The sequence below is a fragment of the Pseudomonas sp. LAMO17WK12:I10 genome (genome assembly GCF_900215185.1).
In the GTDB taxonomy this organism is placed as follows: Bacteria; Pseudomonadota; Gammaproteobacteria; order Pseudomonadales; family Pseudomonadaceae; genus Aquipseudomonas; species Aquipseudomonas chlororaphis.
In genome coordinates this window covers 1-19,678 of sequence record NZ_OBDX01000001.1, presented here as the reverse complement: position 1 = coordinate 19,678, position 19,678 = coordinate 1, and the positions used below count along the sequence as shown (strand labels likewise).

The following is a 19,678-nucleotide window of genomic DNA, read 5'->3' as shown; positions in this document are numbered from 1 at the left end:
GCTGACAGCATGATGCCGGACCATATCTAGAGGGATTCCCCATGTACTACGTGCAACGCGATGCACAGGGCCAACTGGTTCGCGTGGAGGCCACACCTTACGCCGAGGCCACGGAAACACTGGCGGCCGACCATAATGAGATCCAGCAGTGGTTCGCCAACGAGGTGGTGGAAGTCAGCCTGAAACAACTCAAGCAGAGCGACCTGGAAATGATCCGGGTACTCGACGACTTGATTCAGGTGCTGACCAGCAAGGGCGTGATCCGCGTCACCGACCTGCCACCGGCGGCCCAGGCCAAGCTGATGGACCGGACCCAGGCGCGTGAGGCGCTGGGTGGCCTGAGCCACCTGATCAACGACGACGAAACCGGCCTGATCTGATAATCGCCGGCCAGCGGTTCCCGCACCTGCGCGGGCGCCGCTGGCCGGCGATCTTCGTTCAGCGCCTCAGCGCCAGGGCGCGGGCTCGCCGAACAGGCGGCCCTGGACGCCGTACAGGCCCATCTCGCCAATCACCTGCAACTCCCCTTCGGTTTCCACGCGCTCGGCAATCAGCGGCAGGTCGATGCTGTGGGCGGCGCGCTGGATGGCTTCGATAAACAGGCGCTTGTCGCTTTCCTGGTCGATGTCGCGGATGTAGCTGCCGTCGATCTTCAGGTAGGCCAGGCCCAGGCGCGCCAGGTTGCCGATCATGCTGAAGCGCCCGCCGAAACGCTGCAGGCTCAGGGAGAAACCCAGCTCGCGCAGGCGGCGGGTCAGTTGTTCCAGCAGCGCTTGTTCAGGCAACTGCTCTTCGCCGATCTCCAGGGTCAGGCGCGGCCCCAGGTTGGAGTGCTGGCGCAGGATCTCGAACACCTTGTTCAAGGCCTGCGGGTCGGCCAGGGTCGCGGCCGACAGGTTCAATGCCAGCGAATCCTGATGCCCGGCCATCTGCTTGAGCACCTGTTCGAGCATCAGCAGGTCCAGGCGCGAGGTCCAGCCAAAGCGCTCCAGCCACGGCAGGAAGCGCCCGGCGGCAATGGTCTGGCCCTGCTCGTCAAGCAAGCGCGACAGCACCTTGTAGTGCAGCACCAGCGTGGTATCGCGGGTCGCGACCACCGGCTGGAAATACAGCTCGAACCGCTGCTGGCTCAAGGCCCCGTCCAGCAGGGTGTGCCAGGCGTGATGGTCGTCGCCGACGCTGGCCGCCGCATCGTGGTCCAGGCAGGCCCAGCTCGTATCGCCCTGGGCTTCGGCCTGGGCCAGGGCCTGGTCGCCCAGGCCGAGCACCGCCTGCGGTGAGTCGCCATGGACGAAAGGCGCCAGACCGATGGAGGCCACGGACGCCACGTCGGTGGCGCCGGTGGCGTGCAGGCTGGCCAAGGCGTTTTCCAGGTTCTGCGCCAGCTGCAGCGCCTCTTCGCGCACCAGCCCCGGCGCCAGCACGGCAAATTCGCCACCGCGGATGCGGGTCACCAGGTTGTGGGTTTCCGGGTAGCGCGCGCATTCACGCTGCAATTGTTCGCCCACCGCCTGCAGCAGCTGGTCGGTGCGCTGCCCGCCCAGGCGCTGGTTCAGGCCGGCCAGGTCCTTGACCCGCAGCAACAGCAGGTAGCCGGAGCTGGCCTGTTCCGGGTTGCTCACCCGGGCATTGAGCTGCATCTCGAAGTAACGACGGTTGGCCAGGCCGGTCAGGTTGTCCTGATAAGACTCGATCCGCAGCCTTTCGCTGCGCTCGGCCTGTTCCTGGAACAGCGCCTTGAGCTTCTCGACCATCTGGTTCATCGCCTGCACCACGCGGCGCAGTTCCGGCGTACGCGGCAGCTCGGGCAGGCTGAGGAATTCGCGGCGGGCAATGGCGTGGGATTGCCGCACCATGTAGTCCAGCGGCTTGAGCTGGAGGCGCAGCAGCAAGGCCCCCAGCACCGCGCTCACGGCCCCGCACAGCAGCAGCCAGCCGAGGCTGCCCAGGGCGCTTTGCCAGAGCTTGGCGACGGCGAACATCGGATGGCTGACCACCTCGACCCGAGCCGCCTGTTGCCAGCCACGGCTGACCAGGGCGTCGCCGCCGGCCGGCTCCAGGCCGATCAGCTTGACGAACCAGTCCGGCACGTCGCTGACCTCGGGCGTGCCGCTGCGTTCGACCATGACCTCTTCGGTGACCTGGTTGATCACGCGGATGCTCGAGTAGTAGCCGCTGTCGAAAATCGAGCTGACCAGCAGCTCGACCATCGCCGGGTCGTCGATGTTCGGGGTCAGGGACAAGGCCAGCGCCGTGGCCGCGTCCTGGGCATGGGAACGCAGCTGGTTGACGTACTGGGTGCGCGAACTTTCCAGGCTGACCATGAAGCTGCCGCTGAAGGCGACCACCAGGAACAGACAGATTGCGATCAACAGTTGTTTGAACAAAGACATCTGAGCTCGTGCTCCTAGTGAGTCGTCTCGACCGGAAAACCTTCGGCCTGCATTTTCTTCAACACGTCCTGCCACCGGGACAGGCGCTTGGTGTCACCGACTTTCTTGCTGCCCTTGCCGGGCAGCCACAGGCCCTCGGCATTGAAGGCGTACACCGGCAGCAGGTCGGTACGCTGGCTGGCCGGCTGGATGGCGTCGATCAGGCTGTCGAGGACCAACGGCATGGCCTCCGGGCTTGAATAGTAGGTCAACACCATGTGCGCGCGGTTCTGGCGCAGGGCCTTGACGTAGGTAATGCGCAGCTTGTCACTGGAAACACCGAGGTGGCGCAGGCTGAAATACTTGGCGATCGCATAGTCCTCGCAATCGCCTGCGCCCTTCCACAGGGCCTCGACCGGGGTTTCCCAATAATCCACCTGATGCCACAGGTCGATGTCTTCCACGTAGCGCATGTTCTTGTTGAAGAACAGGTTGACCACCTTGAGCTGTTCCATCTCGCTGGCCTGGTTCTGGGTTGCCAGCAGCTGCTGCCAGGCGTCGATGCGCTTCTGCCCTTCACCCAGCGGCCCGTACAGCGCCGTGGCGCGGCGGCTGATCTGCGAAAAGTCCCAATCGGCCTGCAAGCCACCCAGCAGCAAGCCGGCCAGCAGCAGCGCCGAAAACAGCCAGCGCAGGGTCCGAGAAAGAGCTAAACGTGCCGCCAATGCGAAGAGTCCATGGGAGCTGTCGTGGGTCGAAGGATGGTGCAGGTTGGTCCGCCAAAAGACAATGGCACCTTACAATCACAGCCCCTCTGGAGACGCTAAGCTGAAAGCAGGGACCTGTTCGTTTATCGGCCAGTGCTTGAGCCTCAGGAGGGCTGCCCCGAGAATCAGCGCCGGCAAAATCCATGACAGGGCCCAGACGGCTGGTTTGACAAGCTGCAGGGCGCTATCTAGCGTCCATTGGATCCAAACCTCAGAAAACAGGATAGCGTTAACGTGACAGAAAAACCGAGACCCTTGAGCAAGATCGCAGTCAGCGGGCCGATCCCCGCCCACCTCGCGCGCTCGGTGATCGAGGAAACCCTGCGCGCGGCGATTCTCGACGGCCGCCTGCCCAGCGGCACGGCGCTGCGCCAGCAGGATCTGGCCGACCTCTTCGGCGTCAGCCGCATGCCGGTGCGCGAGGCCTTGCGCCAGCTCGAAGCGCAATCGCTGTTGCATGTGGTGCCGCACAAAGGCGCGGTGGTCGCCGAACTGATCGGCTATGACGCGGTGGAAACCTACGGCCTGCGCCTGCTGCTGGAACTGGAGGCGCTGCGCCTGTCGATCCCGCTGCTCGACGCCGAGGATATCGCCCAGGCCCGCGGCTACATCGCGCAGCTGGAAAACGAAACCGACCACGCCGAAATCGGCCGTCTCAACCGCTTGTTCCACATGGCGCTGTACCACCGGGCGCCGAACCAGAAGCTACTGCGCCTGATCGAGCTCGAGTTGAACGAGGAAGAACGTTTCTTGCGCTTCCATCTGTCCTCCATGGGCCTGGGCAAGTTGACCCAGGACGACCACAACGCCATGACCGACGCCGCCGAGGCCAAGGATGTCGAGCGGGCGGTGGAGGTGCTGCGCGGCCATCTGGAAAAGGCCGCGAAGACCATTCGCGACTACCTCGAACGGACCGCCGAGGGCTGACAGCGGTAACGGCGGCATGACGCGGCCACGATGCAACACTCAATGACCGGCACACCGGCTTAAGGAAAAGCAGTGCACGCGCGCAATGACAAATGGCTGATAGTGCTCAACTCCGGCGAGCCGGCGAAAACCCGGCTCATCTGCTTTGCGCAGACCGGCGCGGACCCGGAACAACTGCGCAACTGGTCCACCGGGCTGGGCGGACACATCGAGTTGGTGCTGGTGCGGCTACCCGGTCACGGCAGCCGCCAGGCCGAAACCCCGCTCGATGACTGGCCGCGGCTGCTGGCCGACACCTTCCCTGCACTGCGCCCTCTGCTGGCCAAGCCCCATGCCCTGTTCGGCCATGGCCTGGGCGGGATGCTGGCCTACGAAGCCGCCAAGCACGCCCAGGCGCACTACCCCGGCCAAACCCGCCACCTGTTCATTTCCGCCTGCCGCAGTCCCGACTACCCATCGCCCCGGCCGTTGCTGCACATGTTGCCCACGGCGCCCTTCCAGGAAGCCATGCTGTCGCTGGGCGCCACGCCGATCGAAATCCCCCGCGACCAGGCCAGCCGGAAGCAGTACGAAACGCTGCTGCGCGCCGACCTGAAGCTGTTCGAGTCCTGGCGCGATCTGTCGAGCGGCAACCTCGACATTCCCCTCACCGCCTTCTATGGCAGCGAGGACCCGCTGGCCCCCGCCAGCAACATGGCCAACTGGCGCGAGTTCACCCGCCGTGAGTTCGAGCTGATCGAGGTGGCCGGCAATCACTTCTTCATCAAGTCCCAGCGCCAGCGCCTGCTGCAGATCATCAATATCCACCTGGGCCTGCTCGGCGAATAATCCGCCGTCTTCCTCCCCCGCTCCTGCCCTCACAGGCCCGCCGACGATGGCTCAGCCGGCGATTTGGGCCCACTCTTGCTGTCGCCGACTGAAAAAGGGACGTGAGCGGCGCGCAGGCTTGTCCGCACACGTCGATCTGCAGACCCACGCAAGGAGCCCAGCGACTGGAGGGCATGACCGGGATCGGCTCCCGCATGCCTTCTCCCAGATATTCAACGACTTCAACTCAGCGCTTCGAAGTTTGCTTCGAGTGAGGCATTCACTCAGCGTTAAAAATTCTGACTTATATAAGTCGGAAGGGGCAACTTCATCTCCACAAAACTTCAACCAGAAGTTTTGCAGCAACTTGTCGCGCGACAAAAATACAAGTTAGAAAAGTATTATAAAAACAACTTGCCCGACACTTTCTCCTGTATTAGTTTTTTCTCCGCCGACATTAAACAACGTCGAGCTACCGTTCATGAGCACTTGGCAAGCCTCGGCTTTATTGGCTCTCGCAAGCCCATAACGCCAAGACGACGGTTCTTTAACGGATAGACAGGCCAGCACTATAAGACTTTCCAGCTTATCAACTCAGGTTTGAGGCCCCTGTTCGCCCGCAATAAATAATTACTGATTAAAACACCTATACGAGCCGCAACTAATCGGCCAATCAAACACACTTGAACATCTCAGACAGGTAGCCTAAATGAACGCCAGCAAAGAACTTCTCGACGCCCGCAAGGCCACACTCAGCGCCCATCCCATTTTTGCCGAAATCAACACACTCGCGGTTCTTCAACGCTTCATGCAGGCCCATGTTTTCGCTGTGTGGGACTTCATGTCGCTGACCAAGCGCCTGCAACAGGAACTGACCTGCGTGCGCCTGCCCTGGCTACCGCCGCGGGACCCTCGCGCCGCGCGGCTGATCAACGAGATCGTGCTCGGCGAAGAGTCCGACGAGCGCCCCGGGCAAGGCCATTACAGCCATTTCGAGCTGTACCTGGACGCCATGCGCGAAGTCGGCGCCACCACCGGGGTCGTGGAACGCTTCGTCGCGCTGCAACAGGAGGGTGTGAGTTTCGACACCGCCCTGCACAGCGTCGACGCCGACCCGGCCGCCAGCGCCTTTGTCCGCCAGACCGTGCACACTGCCGTGCAGGCGCCGGCCCATTGCGTGGCGGCGGCCTTTCTCCATGGCCGGGAAAGCGTCATCCCGCGGATGTTCCAGCGCATCCTCGACGACTGGGGCATCGGCATCGAGCAGGCGCCGACCTTTCGCTACTACCTGCAACGCCATATCGAGGTCGACTCCGACGACCACGGCCCGGCCGCGGAACAGCTGCTGCAGCGGCTGGTAGCTGGCGACCCGCAACGCCAGCAGGAGGTGTACGCGGCGGCTATCGCCGCGGTGGACAGCCGCATCGCCCTGTGGGACGGGCTGCGCCTGAGCATGGCCGAATCGCCGATCGGGGTGAGCGCATGAACGCCCTCGACTACCAATCCTTCGCCGACACCTGGGAAGAGCGCGCGACCATCCGCACCCGGCCGCGGCGCATGCTCGAGGACGACGACAAGCTGATCTACCCCCTGAGCCGCCAGCCCCTGGTGCACAGCCAGGGCTTCCTCGACCACTGTGCCCATCTACGGGACTTCGTGCTGGTGCAAAGCCTCTACAAGTTCATCAACGACGTGGTGATCTTCGAGACCGAGCTGGTGGACAAGACCGCCCGCAACATCGCCAAGAATCGCTTCGCCATTGCCTTCCCCTTCGCCTGTCGCTACGACGCCATGACCGTGGTGGTGGACGAGGACTACCACGCGCTGGTGGCGATGGACTTCATGCAGCAGACCATCGCCATGAGCGGCATCGAGCCCATCGAGCTGCCCCGGGAAATCGAACTCAGCCGGGCCATCCCCGCCGCCCTGCGGCTGGCCCCCGCACACCTGCGCGACGCGATGGAGCTGGTCTGCGTGGCCATCGCCGAAAACACCGTGACCAACGATGTCGCCGCCTTCGCCAAGGACGACACGGTCAAGCAATCGATCAAGGGCCTGATGGCCGACCACCTGCAGGACGAAGGCCGGCATTCGGGTTTCTGGTCGCGGCTGGTGCGTATCTATTGGCACGGCGCCAGCGATGCCGACCGCGCAGAGATCGCCCGGGTGCTGCCGGTGTTCATCGCCCAGTACCTGACCAACGACATTCAGAAGGACTTCGACTTGCGGCTGATCGAGCAACTGCCCGTCGCCGCCCCGATCAAGCAGGCGCTGCGCGAGGAGGCAGCCGCCCTGGCCTACCCGATCAACCGCCATCACCCGCTGATCGCCAACATCCTGCGCTTCTTGCGCAGCAGTTCGATGCTGGATTCGGCCTGCGTCCAGGACGCACTGGCCGACTACCTGCCCTAACGGAGGGACCCGAGCATGAGACGCCTCGACATTGTGTTGACGGGCCGCAGCCAGGCCCTGAACGAACTGGCCATGGAGCTGGAACGCCACGGCCATCTGGTGCGGCGGCTGGACTCGCCGCAGGCGATCGCCAACGCCGAAGGGCTGCGGCCCCATCTGCTGATCGACGATGGCAGCCTGGGTGATTCACCCATCCTCGCAGCGGACACCGCGCGCCTGGAATTGCGCATTGCCCTGATCGCCCAAGCGGCGCCCGGGCTACCGCAGGTGCGCCTGTTCCACCGCCATGGCACCCGGCTGATCGAACAGGCGAGCCTGCCGCCGGAAGCCAGCGGCAATGGCCAGGCCCTGCGCGGCAGCGCGGTGGCCAGGCTGGTCGCCAGCACCGCGCGGCTGGTCAGCGGCTTTTCCCGTGGTGCGGCGTTTTTCCAGCAGCTCGCGGCCCTGGATGAACCCAGCGAACCGTTGCTGGGCCTGGAGCGCCTGGACTCGCTGGCCTTCGAGCACCGGCACAACCCACAGCCGACACCGGCCTTGCTGCGCGAGATGCAGGTGCCGATCGTCCAGCGCCTCGACCAGAGCCTGCTGGCCTTCGCCCAGCGCCCGGCCTTGAACATCCAGGGCGTCGACTACAGCTACCAGTCCCTGCATCGGCTGAGCCGCAACCTGCAGCGGCAGATGCTGCGGCACCTGCCTCCAGCCTCTGAGCGACCACCGGTGATCGGCCTGTGCCTACCCAAGTCGGCGGTGCTGTATGCCGCGATTCTCGCGACCTTCGGCTGTGGCGCGGTGTACCTGCCGCTGGACCCGGAGCACCCGGCGCAACGCCGGCGCTACATTCTCGACAACGCCGGCGCCGCCCTGCTGCTGCACGACGGCTGCGAAGACCTGGCCGACCTCGAGCTGGCGCAACTCGATGTGCGCACCCTGTTGCATGACGCCGCCGAGGACAGCCTCCCGCTGCTGCGCCAGGCGCGGCCACCAGAGGCGCCCTGCGTGGCGATCTACACCTCGGGCACCACCGGCCAACCCAAAGGCGTGTTGCTCAGCCAGGGCAATCTCAGTCACTTCTGCGCCTGGTATATCGACCATGTCGAGCTGGACCCAGACAGCCGGGTGCTGCAGTTCTCCACCATCAACTTCGACGCCTCGCTGCTGGATATCCTGCCCACCTTCCTCTGCGGCGCGCTGCTGGTGGTCCCCGACCAGGACCAGCGGCGCGACCCGCGGCAACTGCTGGCCCTGCTCCAGCAGCAGAAGGTCAGCCACGCCTTCCTGCCGCCGGCGCTGCTGAGCATCCTGCCCCTGGAGCAGCCGCTGGGCCTGCGGCATCTGGTGACCGGCGGCGACGTCTGCGAACCCTTCGTCATCCAGCGCCTGGCCGACCAGTGCGCGCTGCACAACATCTACGGCCCGACCGAAACCACGGTGCTGGCCACCACCCGCCGCCTGCGCGTCGACGACAACCCGCGCAACCTCGGCCTGCCGATCGCCAACAGCCAGGTGCTGATCCTCGACGAACAGCTGCAACCGCTGCCCGACCGTACCCCCGGCGAGCTGTACCTGGCCGGGCCCGGTGTCGGCCTCGGCTACCTGAACAACCCGGCGCTGAGCGCCGAACGCTACCTGACCCTGGACCTGCCGGACGGGCGCCGACTGCGGGTCTATCGCACGGGGGACATCGGCCAGTGGACCGACAACGGCATCGAGATCTGCGGGCGGCGGGACAACCAGGTGAAGATCCGCGGGTTCCGGGTCGAACCCGAGGAGATCGAGCATTGCCTGCGCGACGGCCAGCTGTTCCGCCAGGTGGCGGTGGTGATCGACGAGCAGCGGCGGATCCTCGCCTACCTGGCCCAGCCGAACGCCGCCGGCGACGCGCTGCAAACCCTGCGCGAGCAGGTGCGCCAGCGCTTGCCGGACTACATGCAGCCCAGCGCCTACATCGAGCTGCCGAGCATGCCCTACACCGCCAACGGCAAGGTCGACCGCCGCGCCCTGCTGGCCCTGCCGCGTACCCCAGGCAGCAACCACCGGCGACGCCTGCCACAGAACACCACTGAACGGCGCCTGCTGGAATTGTGGGCCGAGCTGCTGGAGCTGCCGGCCGAAGACATCGGCACCGACGACAGCTTCTTCAACCTCGGCGGCCACTCGATTTTGCTGTCGCGCCTGCTGCTGGCGATCCGCGAACAGTTCGGCCGCGGCCTGTCGATCAACCGCTTTATCGAGGCGCCGACCCTGAGCAACCTGGCGACCCTGGTCGACGGCGCCGCCCACGACGGCCCGGATGCGTCCCTCGACCCGGTGTTCGCCGATGCCAACGCCGAGCTCGACCTGCAAGTGCTGCCGGCCAGCCAACTGGGCGACGTGCACAAGGTGCTGGTCACCGGCGCCAACAGTTTTCTCGGCGTGCACATCGTCCAGGCGCTGCTGGAATGGGGCGCCAGCGAGGTGGCGTGCCTGGTGCGGGAAACGCCCGCGCAATCGGCCGCCGCACGTTTCGCCCAGGCCCTGCGCGACAACCGCCTGGAGCATCTGGACCTGAGCCGGGTGCGGGTGCATGCCGCCGATATCAGCCAGCCACGGCTGGGGCTGGCGGCGGATGTGTATGAACGCATCGACCGCGAATACGGCGCGCTGGTGCACAACGCCGCCAACGTCAATCACGTGCTCGATTACCCGGCGCTGGCGCGCGACAACGTCGAGCCGCTGTTCGAGTGCCTGCGCCTGTGCGAAGGGCGCAGCAAGAAGGTCTTCAACTTCGTCTCGACCCTGTCCGCCTCCAGCAACATCGACGCCCAGGGCCGGGTGCTCGAACAGCCGCCCGCGGCCACCCCGCCGATCTACATCCGCAACGGCTACAACCTGTCCAAGTGGGTCGGCGAGCGGATCCTGCAACGGGCTCGCGAACAGGGGGTGTGGGTCAATCTCTATCGCCCGGGCAACATCAGTTTCAACAGCCAGACCGGGGTCTGCCAGCCCCACCGCAACCGCCTGATGCTGATGCTCAAGGGCTCGCTGCAACTGGGTCAGGTGCCGCAGTTGGCGATGAACTTCGACCTGATGCCGGTGGACTTCCTCGCCCGCTTCATCGCCTTCCACGCCAGCCGTTATCAGCCGGCCCACGCGGTGTTCAACCTGCACAACCCGCAGCCCTTGAGCTGGGAGGCCTATGTCGCCTCGTTCCGCGAGGCCGGGCGCAAGTTCCGCATGGTCAGCGTCGCCGACTGGCAGCGCCAGCTGGGCCGGGTCGACCGCGACAACGCGCTGTTCGGCGTCCTCGGCTTCTACCTCAACGGCTTCGAGGAAGACATCGGCGACATCTCGCTGATCGGCCACGCCAACGCCAAGGCCGGGGTGCGGCGCATGGGCGCCGACTACCCGGCCAAGGACCCGGCGCTGCTGCGCAAGGGCTGCCAGTACCTGAAAGACATCCGTTTTATCTGAACCCACCCACGCTGGAGAACACCATGAAAAACCTGCAACCCGACACCCTGATCAAGAACCCGAACGCCTGCCAGGTCCTGTCCACCGTGGACATCGGCGCCGATGCCCAAAGCGTCTGGAATATCGTCGGCAACTTCGCCGGCTTCCCGGCCTTCATTCCCGCGCTGTCGCACATCGAAATGACCGGCGAGGGCGTGCGCTCGGTGCGCAAGAAGTTCTTCCACGACGGCAACATCGTGATCGAGCAACTCAACTCTCGGGACGACCAGGCCCTGTACATGACCTGGAGCCTGATCTACGACACCCTGGGCATCGGCAACCTGTGGGCGGCCATGAGCGTCGAGGCCTTGCCCGGCGAACGGGCGCGCGCCACCTGGCGCATCGTCGCCGACCCGGCCGAAGGCGGTGCCGAGGTCGCGGCCTTCCAGGGATTCCTGCAAGGGTTTGCCGATGAGGCAATGGGCAATGTGCAAAGGATGTTCGAGTAACACTGGAAATACCCCTGTAGCCGCTGCCGTAGGCTGCGATCGACGCCGAAGGCGGCGCAAGATTTGGGGATCGCTGGAAGGCCTGCGGCCTTTTCGCAGCCTGCGGCAGCGGCTACAGGGGTTCGCAGACCGGTAGAGAGGGAGGCGGTCCGAAGTACGGCAAGGGGTGCCGATGGGCTGTCGGACAGGTAAAAAAAACGCGATGAGCCATACCGGCCTCATCGCGTTTTTCAGGGCCGTGCGGGTCAGATCTTGAAGCTGTCCACCAGTTGCTTCAGGCGGTTGGCCTGCAGCGACAGGGCATCGCAATCCTTCAGGGTTTCGTTGAGGTTGGCCACGCCCTGCTGGTTCAGCAGGTTGATCTGGCTGATGTCGACGTTGAGGGTTTCCACCACGGCGGTCTGCTCTTCGGTGGCGGCCGCCACCGACTGGTTCATGCCGTCGATCTCGGTGATGCGCTGGGTCACGCTGACCAGCCGCGCACCGGCCTGGTTGGCCACTTCGACGCTCTCTTCGCTGGACGCCTGGCTGGCGTTCATGGTCGATACCGCTTCGCGGGAGCCGATCTGCAGCGAGGTGATCATCTTGTGGATCTCCTCGGCCGACTCCTGGGTGCGATGGGCCAGGTTGCGGACCTCGTCGGCCACCACCGCGAAACCGCGACCGGCTTCACCGGCGCGCGCCGCTTCGATGGCCGCGTTGAGCGCCAGCAGGTTGGTCTGCTGGGAGATGCCTTTGATCACATCGAGGATGTGGCCGATGTTGTCGGTGCTGGCGTTCAGGGTTTCGATCTGGGTGCAGGACAGGCTGATCTTCTGCGACAGCTCGGTCATGGCCAGGATGGTTTGTTCCACCACCTGACGACCATCGTCGGCCTGCTCGCTGGCGCCGCTGGCGTGCTGCGAGGCATCGGCGGCGTTGCGGGCGATTTCCTGGGTGGCGGCGCCCAGCTGGTTGATCGCCGCGGCCACGCTGTTGGTGCGCGCGCTTTGTTCGTCGGAGCCGATGATCGACGCGTTGGACGAGGCCATCACGCGCTGGGACAGGTCGTGCACCTGGCGGGTGGCCGAGGACACTTCGGAAATCGATGCATGGATACGTTCCACGAACTGGTTGAACGAGCCGCCCAGTACGCCGAATTCGTCCTTGCTCTCCACCACCAGGCGGCGGGTCAGGTCGCCCTCGCCCTGGGCAATATCCTGCATCGCGCGGCCCATGGTGGTCAGCGGACGCATCAGCACCTGGATCAGCAGGCTCAGCAGCACGGCAATCGCGGCCACGGCGATGAACATCGCCAGCAGCGCCGAGGTGCGGAACTTGCTCAGCGGGGCGAACGCCTTGTCACGGTCGATGGACAGGCCGATGTACCACTCGGCATTCGGCAGGCCGGTCACCGGGGTGAACGACAGGATGCGTTCCTGGCCGTTGAGCAGCACTTCCTGGGTGCCCTTCTGGATGCGCACGTTGGCGCCCGGGTAGACATCCTTGAGGTTCTTCATCACCTGGTCCTTGTCCGGGCTGACGATCACCTGCCCGTCCGCGCTGACCAGGAAGGCATGGCCCAGGCCGCCGAAGTCCACCGAGTTGATGATCTTCACCAGGGTTTCCAGGCTCAGGTCGCCCCCCACCACGCCCAGCAACTGGCCGTCCTTTTTCACCGGCATGGCGATGGTCACCACCAGCCCGCCAACGGCCGCCATGTAGGGCGGGGTCAGCATGGTCTTGTCGGCCGCCACGGCCTGCTTGTACCAGGGACGCTGACGCGGGTCGTAGCCGTCCGGCATCTTCGCGTCAGGCCGCTGGGTGAACACACCGTTGGCCTGGCCCACGTAGGTGAACTGGAAGTTCGTGGTGAACGCCGGCTGGTCCACCAGCCCCGGGAAGTCGGCGTTGGCGCCCTGGTGGGCGACGTTCTGCGAGAGATTCTCGAGCACCAGGATGCGTCCGCTCATCCAGTTCTGGACGCTGCTGGAAGTGAGGTCACCCGCCTGCTCGATGGACGATTCGAGGTTCTGGCGAATGGTGTTTCGCTGCAGATAGTCGTTGTACAAAGTGAACAACGCGAATGCCAGAACCACTACACCGGAGGCGGCCAAAAGGATTTTATGGCTGAACTTGAGATTCATGTCATGGGACTTCTTATGCCGAAAGTGGGGATGCGTACGGGATGCAACTTTCCATGTAACAACGCAGGCGGCGTTCTACGACCGCTCTACTTTGGTGCACGCATGGGTCTCACTGTCTGTCGGCACGAGACGGATAAATCTTAGCGATTTGTCAGAAATGTACCTGTTATCTGCAAAAAACCGCTGAACGGCAGGCTAGAGCGGTCGCGTCGGACTTTTCTGTAGCCGGGTCGCCCTGCGGCTGTTGCAAAATCCCAAACCCTTGATGACAATGCGATTAATTATCATTTGTGACACCCAGGCAGTCGCATCCATGTCATCACCTGAGTTCGCGGTACAGGCGCTGTACAGCCATCACCATGGCTGGCTCAACACATGGTTGCGCAGCCGGCTGGGCAACGCCGCCGATGCCGCCGACCTGGCGCAGGACACCTTCGTGCGCCTGTTGCAGCGCACCGAACGCCTGGAACTCAAGGCCCCGCGCGCCTTCCTGCGGACCATTGCCCGCGGCCTGGTGATCGACCACTGGCGCCGCGAGGAAATCGAACGCGCCTACCTGGAAACCATCGCCCATCTGCCGCAAGCCCAAGCCCCCAGCGAGGAAGCCCGCGCCCTGGTGCTGGAGCTGCTGGAAAGCATCGCGCGCATGCTCGAAGGCCTGAAGCCGAAAGTGCGCAAGGCGTTCCTGCTGGCCCAGTGCGAAGGCCTGACCCACAAGCAGATCGCCGAACAGATGGGGCTGTCCCTGCGTTCGGTGGAGCGTTACGTGGCCGACGCGCTGTTCCACTGCTACCTGCTGCGCTATGAGGCATGAGCGCTGTGGATAACTCCTCGATCAATCTGCGCCGGCCCGTGGACCCCAGGCACCTGGTGGTCAAGCAGGCCATCAACTGGATGCTGCGCCTGCGCAACAATGCCGGTAACCCCCGGCTGCTGCAGCAATGCGATACCTGGCGCGCGGCCCATCACGAGCACGAGCTGGCCTGGCAACGGGTGCAATCGCTGCAGCAGGAACTGCACAGCAACCTGCGGGCGGTGCCCGGTGCCCAGGTGGCCTTCGATACCCTGGAAAACAGCGCCCAGCGCCTCGGCCGACGCCAGGCCCTGAAGCTGCTCGGCGGCGTCATGCTGGTGGGCTGCGCCGCGTGGCTGGGCAAGGAGCAACTGGCCTGGCAGCAATGGAACGCCGACTTCGCCACCGCCACCGGCGAACGCCGCGGCTTCCAGTTGCCGGACGGCTCGCGCCTGGAGCTCAACACCGACAGCGCCGCCGACATGGACTTCAATGCCCGGCAGCGGCTGATCCGGCTCAGCCGTGGGGAAATCATGCTGACCTGCGGCCCGGACTCGCAGGCGAGCCCTTCCAGGCCGCTGCTGGTACGGACTCGCCATGGCCTGTTCGAAGGCTTCGACGCCAGTTTCGTGGTGCGCATGGAGGGCGACTGCACGCGCCTGAGCGTCACCGCCGGCAGCGTCGCCATTCATTCGCCGCACACCGCCGATGGCGCCTCGGCCCGGGTACAGGCCGGGCAAAGCTATCGGGTCAGTGCGTCCCAGGCGCTGCCGGTGCCGCCGCTGGACATGGACGTGGGCGCCTGGGCCGATGGCCTGATCGTCACCCGCAATATGCGGCTGGCGGACTTCATCCACGAGGTCGGGCGTTATCGCCACGGTTACCTGGGCTGTGCCGACGAGATCGGCGAGCTGCGCCTGTCCGGCGTGTTCCGCCTGGAGGACACCGACAAACTGCTGGCGATCCTCCCGCAAACCCTGCCCGTGCGCCTGCGTTATCGCACCCGCTGGTGGGTCACCCTGGAACGTCTGGCCTGAGGCGCTGCAATTCGTTGAAATTTTTTGGCGGCTTTTTCCCGTGAGTCCGGCTTAGACAGTAAGCACTTCCATCTGCCTTCAGCGACTCAACGGAACCCTTCCATGATTGTGCACTTCCACCACTCTTCTTCTGGCCTGCGCCATGCCGTGCGCGTGGCCCTGCTTTCCTCGGCGCTGGGCGTCGCCGCCTTGCCTTGCCTGGCACAGGCGGCCGAGTCTGGCGCGGCCAGCCTCAGCCACAGCTACAACATCCCCGGCGGCGCCCTGAGCGACGTACTCAACCGCTTCGCCCGCGAGGCCGGCATCACCCTGTCGATGACCCCGGCGCAGCTCCAGGGGCGCCAGTCCGCCGGACTGAAGGGCGAGTACTCCACCGACCAGGCCCTGGGCCAACTGCTCAATGGCTCCGGCCTGGAAGCGCTGAGCCAGGACGGCAGCAGCTACGTGCTGCGGGCCTTGCCCGAGACCGGTGCCCTGGCGTTGCCGACCACCGACATCAAGGGTTTCGCCCTGGGCAATGCCTTGGGCAGCATGGAAGGCTACAACGCCACCCACAGCCAGATCGCCACCAAAACCAGTACCGCGTTGCTGGAAACCTCGCAAAGCGTCTCCGTGGTGACCCGCGAACAAATGGACGACCAGGGTTCGCAAACCGTGTCCCAGGCCATGCGCTACACCCCCGGCGTGCTGACCAACCCCTACGGCGCGACCCACAGGTACGACTACGTGGCCATGCGCGGCTTCAACGACGGCTCGGTGGACAACATCTACCTCGACGGCCTCAAGTCCATGGGCGACAGCGGCACCTACAGCACCATGCAGGTCGATCCGTACTTCCTGGAGCGGGTGGACATCCTCAAGGGGCCTTCGTCGGTACTTTACGGCCGCAGCTCCCCGGGCGGCCTGGTGGCACTGACCAGCAAGAAGCCGCTGTTCGAGCCCTACCATCAGATCCAGGCCACGGTCGGCACCCAGGGCCAGCGCGGCATGGGCTTCGACTTCAGCGGCCCGGTGGACGACGACAAGCGCATTGCCTATCGCCTGACCGGGCTGGCGGACCGCTCCGACACCCAGTTCGACCACAACAAGGAAAAACGCTACGCCCTGGCACCGACCCTGAGCATCGACTTCACCGATGACACCTCGCTGACCCTGCAGGCGTACCTGCAACACGATCCGGACGGCGGCTACCACAGCGGTATGCCGGCCGACGGTGCGTTGCACCCGCGCAACGGCCAGCGGATTTCCGAGAACTTCTTCGAAGGCGAACCGGGCATCGATCGCTATGAGCGCGATCAGCAGTCGTTCGGTTATCAGTTCGAACATCGCTTCAACGATGTCTTCACCGCGCGGCAGAACTTCCGCTACCTCGACTCCAAGGTGAAGCTGGACCAGGTCTATGGCTACGGCTGGACCACCCCGACCAGCAACGAGCTGAACCGCTACTACACCGGCGGCGACGAGAAGCTGCATGCGTTCATCGTCGACAACATGCTGCAGGCCGAATTTCTCACTGGCGCGACCAAGCACACCGTGCTGATAGGCGCGGATTACCAGCGGCGCAAGACAGTGGTGGACTGGACCAGCGGCTCCGTGGCGCCGATCAATGCGTTCGATCCGGTCTATGGCAACTCGGCCATCAGTTACTACGACCCGGTCAGCTATCTGCGTCGCCTCGAGCAGACCGGCGTCTATCTGCAAGACCTGATCGAGATGGACAAGTGGCGCTTCTCCCTGGGCCTGCGCCAGGACTGGGTGGAGACTTCGGACGAGAACCGCCTGGCCGCAGCCTCGCGCCCGGTGGGCACCGAGATCAATGACAAGCGCACCAAGCTGACCGGCCGCGCAGGGGCGCTGTACCTGTTCGATAACGGGTTGGCGCCTTACATCAGCTATTCCGAATCCTTCAACCCCAACTCCTACGCGGACAGCGCCGGCAACCCGCTGGCGCCTACCGATGGCACCCAATGGGAACTGGGCCTGAAGTACCAGCCACCGGGCACGGATGACCTGTACACCGCGTCGCTGTTCCGCATCGACCAGGAAAACCTGGCCACCAAGCTGCCCCAGGAAAACTTCTATCGCGCGGTCGGCGCCGTACGCTCCCAGGGCCTGGAACTGGAAGCGCACCTGCAATTGAACGACAACCTCAAGCTGCTCGGCAGCTACACCTTCACCGATATCGAGTACTCGAAGTCGATGATCAGCACCTTGAGCACGGCCACCGACATCATCGAGAACAAGGGCAACTCACCGACCCAGGCGCCGCGGCATATGGCTTCGCTCTGGGCCGACTACAAGTTCGACAGCGGCTCGCTCGACGGCCTGCGCCTGGGTGGCGGCGTGCGCTATGTCGGCTACAGCTGGGCGGATGCGGAGAACACCATGAAGGTGCCGTCCTACACCCTGTTCGATGCCTCCGTCGGCTATGACCTGGGCAAGATCGGCCTGAAGGGCGTGGATGTCCGGCTCAATGCCAACAACCTGACCAACGAATCCTACATCGCCTCCTGTGCCAGCCTGAGCTTCTGCTACATGGGCGAGGAGCGAAACGTCGCGGCCACGGTCAGCTACCAGTTCTAATCATTTGTCGTTCCCCCGAAGCCAGCGCACGCGCTGGCTTTGTCGTCTCTACGGGAAAATTCCATGCGCGCAATTCTGGTTCTACTGCATCGTTATATCGGCCTGGCCACCGCGGTATTTCTACTGCTGGCGGGGCTGACCGGCAGCCTGCTGGCCTTCAATCACGAGCTCGACGAGTGGCTCAACCCGGGGTTCTACGAGGCCCCTGCCGAGGGTCAGGCGTTGCCGCCTGGAAGCCTGGTCGACCGGGTGCAGACGCAGCATCCGCGCCTGCAGGTCTGGTACATGGAGTACCCCAATGAGCCCGGGCATACCGCACTGCTCGCGGCGGTTCCCCGGAACGATCCGGCCACGGGCAAACCCTTCGACGACCCCAACCAGGTGTTCTATCTGGACCCGGTCAGTGGCGAGCAGACCGGCAAACGGTTCTGGGGTGCCTGCTGTTTTCAGCGGGAGAATCTCATCCCCTTCATTCTCGAATTCCACTACAACCTGACGCTGCCGGGTAACTGGGGGCTGGTGTTGATGGGGCTGGTGGCGATCTTCTGGGTCGTCGATTGCTTCATCGCCTTGTTCCTCACCCTGCCCCGTGGCCGGCCGTTCTGGAAGAAGTGGTCGACCGCCTGGAAGATCAAGGGCGGGCACGCCTATCGTCTCAACATGGACCTGCATCGGGCGGGCGGGTTATGGCTGTGGTTACTGCTGTTGCCGATAGCGATCAGCAGCGTGGCGATGAACCTGCCGAGCCAGGTGTTCAAGCCGGTAGTGTCCCTACTCTCACCGATCGAGCCGAGCGTCTATGAAACCCGTGGGCGCATGCCTAGCGATCAGGTGGGGGTTACCCGGCTCACCTATCAGCAGGCTTATGAACGTGCCCAGGAAGAAGGCAAACGGCTGGGCCTGACGGCGGCGATCGGCGAGCTGTATTACAGCTTCGAATACAACTTCTATGGTGCCGGTTTCGGTCAGCACGATACCGAGGCCCATGGTAAGTCGTGGTTGTTCTTTCATGGCACCGATGGGCACCTGTTGGGACAGGAGATCGCCGGGCAAGGCACCCTGGGCGAACGTTTTTATCGGCTGCAACTGCCGATCCATGGTGGCCGGATCATCGGCTTTACCGGGCAGGTACTTATTGCGGTGTTGGGGTTGGTGATTGCGGTGTTGTCCGTCACCGGGATCTACATCTGGTGGCGTAAATGGCTGGCCCGCAGAAGCAGCAAGATGCGTCAGCGGTGAGGTGAGGGACAGAGCGGAGGTGCTTCGCTCTGTTCTGACGTTCTGAAGCAGAGTTGGGCGCTGTCAGGGGGCTCCCTGCTGAGTGACCTGGAGCCTGGCTCCTATGTAAGCCCAGAGGCTTTCAGACGTACAAAAACAAAACCCCTGTCTGCGTCAGCAGACAGGGGTTTCGGAATTCAATCTTGACGATGACCTACTCTCACATGGGGAAACCCCACACTACCATCGGCGATGCATCGTTTCACTGCTGAGTTCGGGATGGGATCAGGTGGTTCCAATGCTCTATGGTCGTCAAGAAATTCTGTGGCCGGACCGTTGGCTCAAGGGCCGAACGTGCCAGCAAAATCGGGAACTTCTACAAAAACAAAACCCCAACTGCTTTCGCAATTGGGGTTTCGGAATTCAATCTTGACGATGACCTACTCTCACATGGGGAAACCCCACACTACCATCGGCGATGCATCGTTTCACTTCTGAGTTCGGGATGGGATCAGGTGGTTCCAATGCTCTATGGTCGTCAAGAAATTCGGTGTGCCGACGCGTCTTTCGACGTTTCAGCAAATTGGGTATGCGATAGTTTGTGTGTTTTCTCGAACTTTCGGTTCGTTTCGTCTTCACACACCGCAATCTGGCTGTTAAGCGCAAATTGCTTGGGTGTTATATGGTCAAGCCTCACG

Annotated in this window: 14 protein-coding genes and 2 rRNA genes; 11 read left to right on the top strand and 5 right to left on the bottom strand. The window is 63.9% G+C overall.

Annotation, left to right across the window (positions count from 1 at the left end):
* The first annotated feature begins 41 nt into the window (after nucleotides 1–41).
* Nucleotides 42–380: a tryptophan synthase subunit beta gene (locus CRO75_RS00080; RefSeq protein WP_097134083.1), complete on the top strand. Its 339-nt coding sequence runs from the start codon at nucleotides 42–44 to the stop codon at nucleotides 378–380.
* A 66-nt stretch (nucleotides 381–446) separates the two neighbouring features.
* On the opposite strand, the gene lapD is transcribed toward CRO75_RS00080, so the two are convergent.
* Together lapD and lapG are read right to left on the bottom strand one after the other, a co-directional pair.
* A complete protein-coding gene (gene lapD / locus CRO75_RS00075) occupies nucleotides 447–2,393 on the bottom strand; it encodes a cyclic di-GMP receptor LapD (RefSeq protein ID WP_097134082.1) in 1,947 nt (648 codons plus the stop codon).
* A gap of 14 nt (nucleotides 2,394–2,407) precedes the next feature.
* A complete protein-coding gene (gene lapG, locus CRO75_RS00070) occupies nucleotides 2,408–3,097 on the bottom strand; it encodes a cysteine protease LapG (RefSeq protein WP_007927321.1) in 690 nt (229 codons plus the stop codon).
* A 276-nt stretch (nucleotides 3,098–3,373) separates the two neighbouring features.
* Between lapG and CRO75_RS00065 the strand changes: the two genes are divergently transcribed.
* The 6 genes from CRO75_RS00065 (at nucleotide 3,374) to CRO75_RS00040 (ending at nucleotide 11,223) form a co-directional block, all read left to right on the top strand.
* Nucleotides 3,374–4,066 (top strand): GntR family transcriptional regulator, encoded by a 693-nt coding sequence (locus CRO75_RS00065; protein WP_097134081.1) that lies wholly within the window; start codon nucleotides 3,374–3,376, stop codon nucleotides 4,064–4,066.
* 72 nt (nucleotides 4,067–4,138) lie between these two features.
* Nucleotides 4,139–4,894: an alpha/beta fold hydrolase gene (locus CRO75_RS00060; protein WP_097134080.1), complete on the top strand. Its 756-nt coding sequence runs from the start codon at nucleotides 4,139–4,141 to the stop codon at nucleotides 4,892–4,894.
* A gap of 688 nt (nucleotides 4,895–5,582) precedes the next feature.
* Nucleotides 5,583–6,359, top strand: a complete 777-nt coding sequence (locus tag CRO75_RS00055; RefSeq protein ID WP_097134079.1) for a DUF3050 domain-containing protein — start codon at nucleotides 5,583–5,585, stop codon at nucleotides 6,357–6,359.
* Complete coding sequence (locus CRO75_RS00050; protein ID WP_097134078.1) at nucleotides 6,356–7,285, top strand: diiron oxygenase; 930 nt, start codon at nucleotides 6,356–6,358, stop codon at nucleotides 7,283–7,285. The genes CRO75_RS00055 and CRO75_RS00050 overlap by 4 nt, the downstream gene beginning before the upstream one ends.
* Nucleotides 7,286–7,300: 15 nt before the next feature.
* On the top strand, nucleotides 7,301–10,735 hold the full coding sequence (locus tag CRO75_RS00045; RefSeq protein WP_097134077.1) for a non-ribosomal peptide synthetase: 3,435 nt from the start codon (nucleotides 7,301–7,303) through the stop codon (nucleotides 10,733–10,735).
* A gap of 23 nt (nucleotides 10,736–10,758) precedes the next feature.
* Complete coding sequence (locus CRO75_RS00040; protein ID WP_062824083.1) at nucleotides 10,759–11,223, top strand: SRPBCC family protein; 465 nt, start codon at nucleotides 10,759–10,761, stop codon at nucleotides 11,221–11,223.
* Between the two features lie 245 nt (nucleotides 11,224–11,468).
* Here the strand turns inward: CRO75_RS00040 and CRO75_RS00035 are convergent, their stop codons facing one another.
* On the bottom strand, nucleotides 11,469–13,349 hold the full coding sequence (locus CRO75_RS00035) for a methyl-accepting chemotaxis protein (RefSeq protein ID WP_009041562.1): 1,881 nt from the start codon (nucleotides 13,347–13,349) through the stop codon (nucleotides 11,469–11,471).
* Nucleotides 13,350–13,662: 313 nt separating this feature from the next.
* On the opposite strand from CRO75_RS00035, the gene CRO75_RS00030 reads away from it, so the two are divergent.
* From CRO75_RS00030 to CRO75_RS00015, 4 genes are all read left to right on the top strand, one after another.
* On the top strand, nucleotides 13,663–14,163 hold the full coding sequence (locus CRO75_RS00030; protein WP_009041561.1) for a sigma-70 family RNA polymerase sigma factor: 501 nt from the start codon (nucleotides 13,663–13,665) through the stop codon (nucleotides 14,161–14,163).
* A complete protein-coding gene (locus tag CRO75_RS00025; RefSeq protein WP_177409710.1) occupies nucleotides 14,160–15,179 on the top strand; it encodes a FecR family protein in 1,020 nt (339 codons plus the stop codon). The genes CRO75_RS00030 and CRO75_RS00025 overlap by 4 nt, the downstream gene beginning before the upstream one ends.
* 102 nt (nucleotides 15,180–15,281) lie before the next feature.
* On the top strand, nucleotides 15,282–17,762 hold the full coding sequence (locus tag CRO75_RS00020) for a TonB-dependent siderophore receptor (RefSeq protein ID WP_097134076.1): 2,481 nt from the start codon (nucleotides 15,282–15,284) through the stop codon (nucleotides 17,760–17,762).
* A 63-nt stretch (nucleotides 17,763–17,825) separates the two neighbouring features.
* Nucleotides 17,826–19,001, top strand: a complete 1,176-nt coding sequence (locus CRO75_RS00015) for a PepSY domain-containing protein (protein WP_097134075.1) — start codon at nucleotides 17,826–17,828, stop codon at nucleotides 18,999–19,001.
* Between the two features lie 180 nt (nucleotides 19,002–19,181).
* Here the strand turns inward: CRO75_RS00015 and rrf (CRO75_RS00010) are convergent.
* Nucleotides 19,182–19,297 (bottom strand): 5S ribosomal RNA (gene rrf, locus CRO75_RS00010).
* A 110-nt stretch (nucleotides 19,298–19,407) separates the two neighbouring features.
* A 5S ribosomal RNA gene (rrf, locus tag CRO75_RS00005) occupies nucleotides 19,408–19,523 on the bottom strand.
* Between the last annotated feature and the right edge of the window lie 155 nt (nucleotides 19,524–19,678).

What these genes read in the sequence shown, in the direction of transcription:
- CRO75_RS00080 (WP_097134083.1), top strand. Translation starts at nt 42, where the DNA reads ATGTACTACGTGCAACGCGATGCACAGGGCCAACTGGTTCGCGTGGAG.
- lapD (WP_097134082.1), bottom strand. Translation starts at nt 2,393, where the DNA reads ATGTCTTTGTTCAAACAACTGTTGATCGCAATCTGTCTGTTCCTGGTG.
- CRO75_RS00055 (WP_097134079.1), top strand. Translation starts at nt 5,583, where the DNA reads ATGAACGCCAGCAAAGAACTTCTCGACGCCCGCAAGGCCACACTCAGC.
- CRO75_RS00050 (WP_097134078.1), top strand. Translation starts at nt 6,356, where the DNA reads ATGAACGCCCTCGACTACCAATCCTTCGCCGACACCTGGGAAGAGCGC.
- CRO75_RS00045 (WP_097134077.1), top strand. Translation starts at nt 7,301, where the DNA reads ATGAGACGCCTCGACATTGTGTTGACGGGCCGCAGCCAGGCCCTGAAC.
- CRO75_RS00040 (WP_062824083.1), top strand. Translation starts at nt 10,759, where the DNA reads ATGAAAAACCTGCAACCCGACACCCTGATCAAGAACCCGAACGCCTGC.
- CRO75_RS00035 (WP_009041562.1), bottom strand. Translation starts at nt 13,349, where the DNA reads ATGAATCTCAAGTTCAGCCATAAAATCCTTTTGGCCGCCTCCGGTGTA.
- CRO75_RS00030 (WP_009041561.1), top strand. Translation starts at nt 13,663, where the DNA reads ATGTCATCACCTGAGTTCGCGGTACAGGCGCTGTACAGCCATCACCAT.
- CRO75_RS00025 (WP_177409710.1), top strand. Translation starts at nt 14,160, where the DNA reads ATGAGCGCTGTGGATAACTCCTCGATCAATCTGCGCCGGCCCGTGGAC.
- CRO75_RS00020 (WP_097134076.1), top strand. Translation starts at nt 15,282, where the DNA reads ATGATTGTGCACTTCCACCACTCTTCTTCTGGCCTGCGCCATGCCGTG.
- CRO75_RS00015 (WP_097134075.1), top strand. Translation starts at nt 17,826, where the DNA reads ATGCGCGCAATTCTGGTTCTACTGCATCGTTATATCGGCCTGGCCACC.